Origin of the sequence: Rathayibacter rhapontici, from assembly GCF_001995175.1 — a bacterium.
Lineage (GTDB): Bacteria > Actinomycetota > Actinomycetes > Actinomycetales > Microbacteriaceae > Rathayibacter.
Map to the genome: position 1 here is coordinate 1 of NZ_MUKN01000100.1, position 6,497 is coordinate 6,497.

Genomic DNA, 6,497 nt, shown 5'->3' on the forward strand with positions numbered 1-6,497 from the left:
CGTCCCCACGGCGGCGCCCACCGGCACCGCCGCTCCGCTGCCCGTCGGCGGCTCCGGCGGAGGCCTCGCCTCGACGGGTGTCGAGTCGGTCGGCCTGATCGGCGGCGCGACGGCGCTGCTCGCGGCCGGAGCCGCGGCCCTGGGCCTGAACGCCCGCCGCCGCACGGCCGAGTCCGAGGGCGACTCGGAGGCCTGATCCGCGGGAGGGGGCGGGGGCGCACTGCTCCCCCGCCCCCTCCTCCCCTCTTCGCTAGGATGACCCGATGCCGACCCTCAGGAGCCGCGAGTCGGCGATCATCGCCGCCGTGCAGCGGTCCCCGCTCACCCGCCCCCTGCTGCCGATCGCGCGGGGGCTCAGCTTCTTCGGCGAGCACGCCGCGGGCTGGCTGCTGCTCGGGGTGCTCGCCGCGTTCCTCGACCCGTCGCGGTTCTGGGCCTGGGCGCTCTGCGACGTCGCGATCGTCGTCGCGCACGCGCTCTCGATCGGCGTGAAGCGCATCGTGCGGCGTCCCCGCCCGCTCGGCGAGGGAGTGGAGGTGCGCGGCAAGGCGCCCAGCAAGCTGAGCTTCCCGAGCTCGCACGCCACCTCGACCACCGCCGCCATGATCGTGTTCGCCGTGATGCTGCCGGCGCTCTGGCCGCTCGCGGTCCTCGTCGTGATCGCGATGATGCTCTCGCGGCTCGCACTGGGCATGCACTTCCCGTCCGACGTGCTCGCCGGGGCTGCCCTCGGCGCCCTCACGGCGCTGGCGGTCCTGCCGCTGCTGCCGCTGGTCTCGTAGGGCGCCGGCCGAGCGTGGGGGCTCTCGCCTGACGGCGGAAAGGCCCCTTCTCGGCCGGCGTTCCGCGGCCCGGGAACCGCTCAGGCGCCCGGTACGGGCGGCCCCGTGCGCCAGCGCAGCAGCGCGGCCGCGTCCGCGTCGTGGGGCAGGGCGACGACGTCCTCGCCGTCCGGTGCGGTGCGGGAGTCGGTGCAGAGCACGCGGGCGTCGGTCAGCAGCGCCGCCCGCACGAGCGCGAGGGCCGCGCCGACCGGGCCGATGACCTCGGCGCCGAGTGCCTCCTCCGGAGCCGCGGCCACCCACGGCTCGGCCGCGAGCGCCAGCAGCTCGCGCTCGCTCAGCCGCTGCGTATCGATCACCAGCGTGTCGACCTGGGCCGCGGAGAGCGCCTGCACGATCGCTCCGAGCGAGAACTCGACCGTGTTGTCGTGCCGCCCGTCATGAGTGCGGAGCGCGTCGAGCACGTCCTCCTTCTCGCGGCGCAGCAGGCGGTCGATCTGCTCCTGCACGAACTCGTCGAGCGCGCCGTCGTCGCTCCCGTCGGCACGGGTGTTGGCGGGCAGCACCGCCAGGATCGCCGCGCTCGACGGCGAGAGCTGCTCGGCCAGCAGGCGGCGCGCGTGGATGTCGCCGGCGACGACGAGCAGCTGCGGCCGGCGGGTGCGCACGATCTCGTCGACGGAGGAGGCCAGCTCGGCCTGCGTCTGCCGCCAGATCTCCTCGGCGTGGCTGTGGAAGCGGTCGTGCCGCCATCCGCCGGCCTGCGCCTTGTGCAGGGTGTCGGTGCGGCCCTGCACCGATCCCTCCTCCTCCGGGCGCTCGCGCCGAGGCGGTGCAGGCGCACCTCGCCGCCGTCGCGGGAGGTCTCGACGACGAGATAGCGGACGTCGGGGCGGTGCTGCAGCAGCGGGACGACGTCGGGGAGCGTGCCGTACGCGGTGTGCTCGGGCGCGACCGGGCGGCCCGGCAGCACCTCCGACAGCACGATCGAGCCCTCGACGGCGACGGCGAAGAGGCAGGAGCGGCCCTGCGGCCGGCCCGCCCCGGTGAGCAGCGCGGTCAGCGCGTCGATGTCGCCCTGGGGCGCCCCCTGCCTCCGCAGCTCGTCGGCGACGGCGGTGCCGCGCTCGAAGGCGATGTCGGGCGGATCGCCCGAGTCGAGCGAGACGTCGAGGTAGATCTGCGAGACCGGTCGGAGGTCGCGGTAGACGTCGGCGAGGGTCCGCAGCGCGTGAATGGTCGGCATCCGTTGTCGTCCTTTCCCATCGGGTCCGGACAGTCTCGGACGGGGTGGGCGGGGGACTCCACGGGGTTGACTGCGGGGGCGGAGCGGCGACTCCGGGCGCGGTGAACCGGGGTGCGCAGGATCCGGAGCGGGTGCGCACGATCTGCAGGGGAATGTGCGATCTGCAGGGGAATGTGCGATCTGCAGGGGAAGGTCGCTCAACCCGACAGCGCCGCGCGGAGGAAAGCTCCTTCCGGCTCGAATCACCTGCAGATCGCACAGACCCACACGCCGGAGTGGCGCGCAGTGCGATCCGGAGGGGGTGAGTGCGATCTGCAGGGGCCGGTGCGATCTGCAGGGGCCGGTGCGATCTGCAGGGGAAGTTGCCGCAACCCGACGGTGGTGAGCGGCGGGAAGCGCTGTCCGCCGCGGAATACCTGCAGATCGTACGGACCCCCGGCGGGCACCCGCCCCGGATACGGTGGAGCGGCCACCCCTCCTGAAAGGCGACCATGCAGCACCTCACCGATCGCATCCTCTTCGGCGCGGCCTACTACCACGAGTACCAGCCGACCTCGCGGCTCGGCAGCCGCGACCTGGCGGAGGACCTACGGCTGATGAAGGCCGCCGGGTTCACCGTGATCCGCGTCGGCGAGTCGGTCTGGTCGACCTGGGAGCCCGAGAACGGGGTCTTCGACCTCGACTGGCTGCAGCCGGTGCTCGACGGGGCGCACGAGCACGGCATCTCGGTCGTGCTCGGCACGCCCACCTACGCGGTGCCGATGTGGCTCGCGCGGCTCCACCCCGAGATCAACGCGGACCGCGCGACCGGGCAGCCCGTCGGCTGGGGCGCGCGCCAGGAGATCGACTACAGCCACCCCGCGTTCCTCTTCCACGCCGAGCGCGTGATCCGCCGCATCGTCGAGCGCTACGCCGCGCACCCCGCGGTCATCGGCTTCCAGGTCGACAACGAGCCGGGCAACGAGATCCTCCACAACCGGCAGGTGTTCGAGCGCTTCGTCGACCGTCTGCGTGCGACGTACGGCACGGTCGAGGCGCTCAACGACGAGTGGGGGCTCACCTACTGGTCGCACCGGCTCTCGACCTGGGCGGACCTGTGGACCCCGGACGGCAACGCGCAGCCGCAGTACGACCTCGCCTGGCGCCGCTTCCAGGCCTCGATCACCACCGACTTCATCGGCTGGCAGGCCGACCTGGTCCGCGGCATCACCGAGCGGATCGGCCGCGACGACCAGTTCGTCACGACCTGCATCTCGTACGAGCGCGCGACCGTGCAGGACGAGGAGCTGGTGCGCCGGCTCGACGTGACCGCGGGCAACCCGTACTACCGGATGCAGGACGGCCTCGAACTGCCGGACGCGCGGCCGTTCGACCAGCACTGGACCACCTCCGGCACCTGGGCGCTCTACGCGACCGCCGACCGGATGTACGGCTCGAAGCAGGCGCCGTTCCTCGTCACCGAGACGGACGCCCAGGCGATCGGCATGTCGTGGTCGAACGAGCCGGCTTACGACGGCCAATGGCGCCAGGCGGCCTGGGCGCTCGTCTCGCGCGGCGCGACGATGATCGAGTACTGGCACTGGCACACGCTCCACCACGGGGTCGAGACCTACTGGGGCGGGGTGCTGCCGCACTCGCAGGAGCCGGGCCGCGTCTACGAGCAGATCGCCGCGCTGGGCGCCGACTTCGCCGCGGCGGGAGACCGGGTCACGGAGCTCGTGCCCGACTCGGACGTCGCGATCCTGTTCTCGAACGAGAGCAAGTGGGCGCTGGAGGAGCACCCCGCGTTCAGCGACTCCGCTCAGGGCGGCGACGCGGCGCGGGGCATGCCCCAGCCCGACCGGCGCAGCTTCCAGACGGCGCGCGACGCGTTCGCGCGGGGCGCGTTCGATGCGGGCCTGCAGGCTGCGACGGTGCACCCGTCCCAGCTCACGGCGGTGCCGGCGGCAGAGTACGCGGCCGCGCATCCGGTGCTCGTGGCCACGGCGTTCACGATCGCCGACGACGCGCAGCTGCAGTGGCTCGAGGCGTACGCGGCGGCGGGCGGTCACCTGATCATCGGTGTGCGCACGGGCTACGAGGACGAGGAGGGACGCGCGCGCCTGCAGCGCAAGCCCGCGTTCCTCGCGGAGGCGGCCGGTGTGCACTACGACGAGTTCGCGAATCTGGCGGTGCCGCTGCCGGTCGACGCGGAGTCGGGCTTCGCTCTGCCCGAGGGCGCTCGCGCGACGGTCTGGGCCGACGGGGTGCAGGTCGACGACGCGACGGTCCTCGTGCGCTACCGGCACCCGCACTACGGGCGCTTCGCGGCGGTCACGACCCGCGCGCACGGAACCGGTCGCGTGACCTACGCGGGCACGGTGCCGGACCTCGAGCTCGCGAAGGCGCTGATGGAGTGGGCGATGACGGAGTCGTCCGCCGCATCGACTCCGTGGCGCGCGGCCTCGCCGACGCAGACGGTGACGAGTGCGACCAACCGGCACGGCGAGCGCGTGCGCTTCGTGCACAACTGGTCGTGGGAGCCGTCGACCTTCGCGCTGCCCGAGGCGGTCGAGGACGTGCTCTCGGGGGCGTCGGCGGCGGCGGGAGACGTGCTGGAGCTCGGACCGTGGGACGTGCGGGTGCTCGTCTCGCGCGACTGAGGGCTCCGGCGAGGACGGACCACCGACCTCCCTGCTGGTCGAGCAGCCCCGCAGGGGCGTATCGAGACCTGTCGGCCTGAGCGGATCCGTTCGATGATCAGGCGTCCGGCGCTGGTGGATCTCGATACGCCCGCATGCGGGCTACTCGATCAGCAGCAGGGCGGTGGATCTCGATGCGCCCGCGAAGCGGGCTACTCGATCAGCAGGAGGGCGGTGGATCTGCTGAGAAGAGACCCGTGCCTCCTCGCTGGTCGAGGAGCGCCGAAGGGGCGTATCGAGACTCACGTCTCCCAGAAGATCCGTCTTCTCCCCGCCCTGCGCCGGCGCCGAAGGCTCCCCCTCCGCTCGAGACGCTCGAGAGCGGGCTGCTCGATCAGCAGGGACGGACGGCGGGTCAGAGCAGGCGGCGCGCCGACGCCCAGGCGGTGAGCTCGTAGCGCGACGAGAGCTGGAGCTTGCGGAGCACGGCCGAGACGTGGGACTCGACGGTCTTGACCGAGATGAAGAGCTCGGCCGCCGCCTCCTTGTAGGCGTAGCCGCGGGCGATCAGGCGCATCACCTCGCGCTCGCGGGCCGAGAGCCGGTCGAGCTCGTCGACCGACTCGGCCTGCTCGCCGGCGAGGGCGCCGAACGCGTCGAGGACGAAGCCGGCGAGGCGCGGCGAGAACACGGCGTCACCGCCCGCGACGGCCTCGACGGCGCGGCTCACCTCGGCTCCCGAGCTCGTCTTGGTGATGTAGCCGCGGGCGCGGCGCGGATCACGCCGACCACGTCCTCGGCGGCGTCCGAGACGCTGAGCGCCAGGAACCGCACGGACTCGAGGAGTGCGGCGCTGCGCCGGAGGACCTCGGCGCCGCCTCCGCCCGCGCCGCCCGGCAGGTGCACGTCGAGCAGCACCACCTCGGGGCGGGTCTCGGCGACGAGGCGCACCGCGGAGTCGACGTCGGCGGCCTCCCCCACCACCTCGAGGGTCGGGGCGAGGTCGGCCCGCAGGCCCGACCGGAAGATGGAGTGGTCGTCGACCAGCACGACGCGCGTCACGGCCTGCTCCCCAGGTGCAGGTGGACCTCTGTGCCCGAGCCGCCCGCTCCGGGACGCACGACGGCGCTGCCGCCGGCACGGCTCATCCGGCCGATGATCGACTCGCGGATGCCCAGCCGGTCGTCGGGCAGCGCCCCGAGATCGACTCCCGGACCGCGATCGCGGACGAAGACGTCGACGCCGTCGGGAGCCGACTCGAGGTAGACCGAGATCTCGCCGCCCGCGTGGCGCGCCGCGTTCAGCATCGCCTCCCGTGTCGCGGCGAGCAGCGGAGCGGCCCCCGGCACCGAGACTCCGACCGCGACCACCTCGAGGGTCGCCGGGTAGTCGAGCTCGATGGCGCCGGCGATGGCGCGGATCTCGGCGGCCAGGTCGTTGGCGACCGGCACGTCGCGCTCGAACAACCAGTCGCGCAGCTCGCGCTCCTGGGCCCGGGCGATGCGGGCGACCTCGCTCGACGCGCCGGCCCGGTTCTGGATGAGCGCCAGCGTCTGCAGGACGGAGTCGTGCAGGTGCGCGGCGATCTCGGCGCGCTGCTCCTCGCGCACGCGCGCCGCCCGCTCGCCCATCAGCTCCGTCCACAGGCGCACGATCCGCGGAGCGGCCAGCACCCCCGCCACGACGATCAGCACGCCGACCGCGAGGACCGCGTTGAGGGCGCTCGGCCTGTTCGCGAGCACCGCCGCTCCTGCCAGCAGCAGGGCGGCGCACGAGGCGAGCCGCACGCGGATCTGCGCCCGCGGGGCCGCCGAGGGGTCGTCGCGACCCGGACCCGTGCGCCCAGGC

5 protein-coding genes and 1 pseudogene are annotated in these 6,497 nt (G+C 73.6%); 3 read left to right on the plus strand and 3 right to left on the minus strand.

Features of this window, described 5'->3' with window-relative positions:
* Both B0T42_RS20305 and B0T42_RS18445 read left to right on the plus strand, forming a co-directional pair.
* The coding region (locus B0T42_RS20305; protein WP_201788591.1) for a hypothetical protein at nt 1–196 on the plus strand (196 nt) is incomplete at its 5' end.
* 67 nt (nt 197–263) lie between these two features.
* On the plus strand, nt 264–782 hold the full coding sequence (locus B0T42_RS18445) for a phosphatase PAP2 family protein (protein WP_077224438.1): 519 nt from the start codon (nt 264–266) through the stop codon (nt 780–782).
* 80 nt (nt 783–862) lie between these two features.
* On the opposite strand, the gene B0T42_RS22095 is transcribed toward B0T42_RS18445, so the two are convergent.
* Complete coding sequence (locus B0T42_RS22095) at nt 863–2,542, minus strand: baeRF2 domain-containing protein (RefSeq protein WP_342418284.1); 1,680 nt, start codon at nt 2,540–2,542, stop codon at nt 863–865.
* Here B0T42_RS22095 and B0T42_RS18460 point away from each other — a divergent pair.
* Complete coding sequence (locus B0T42_RS18460; RefSeq protein WP_077224441.1) at nt 2,520–4,670, plus strand: beta-galactosidase; 2,151 nt, start codon at nt 2,520–2,522, stop codon at nt 4,668–4,670. The two genes, B0T42_RS22095 and B0T42_RS18460, sit on opposite strands and share 23 nt — an antisense overlap.
* A gap of 394 nt (nt 4,671–5,064) precedes the next feature.
* On the opposite strand, the pseudogene B0T42_RS18465 reads toward B0T42_RS18460, so the two are convergent.
* Together B0T42_RS18465 and B0T42_RS20315 are read right to left on the minus strand one after the other, a co-directional pair.
* A pseudogene (locus tag B0T42_RS18465) lies at nt 5,065–5,711 on the minus strand (LuxR C-terminal-related transcriptional regulator).
* On the minus strand, nt 5,708–6,497 hold a 790-nt coding region (locus B0T42_RS20315), incomplete at its 5' end, for a sensor histidine kinase (RefSeq protein ID WP_446737398.1). The pseudogene B0T42_RS18465 and the gene B0T42_RS20315, both read right to left, overlap by 4 nt.

Coding starts and splice junctions, on each gene's coding strand:
- B0T42_RS18445 (WP_077224438.1), top strand. CDS start 264: ATGCCGACCCTCAGGAGCCGCGAGTCGGCGATCATCGCCGCCGTGCAG.
- B0T42_RS18460 (WP_077224441.1), top strand. CDS start 2,520: ATGCAGCACCTCACCGATCGCATCCTCTTCGGCGCGGCCTACTACCAC.
- B0T42_RS22095 (WP_342418284.1), bottom strand. CDS start 2,542: ATGCGATCGGTGAGGTGCTGCATGGTCGCCTTTCAGGAGGGGTGGCCG.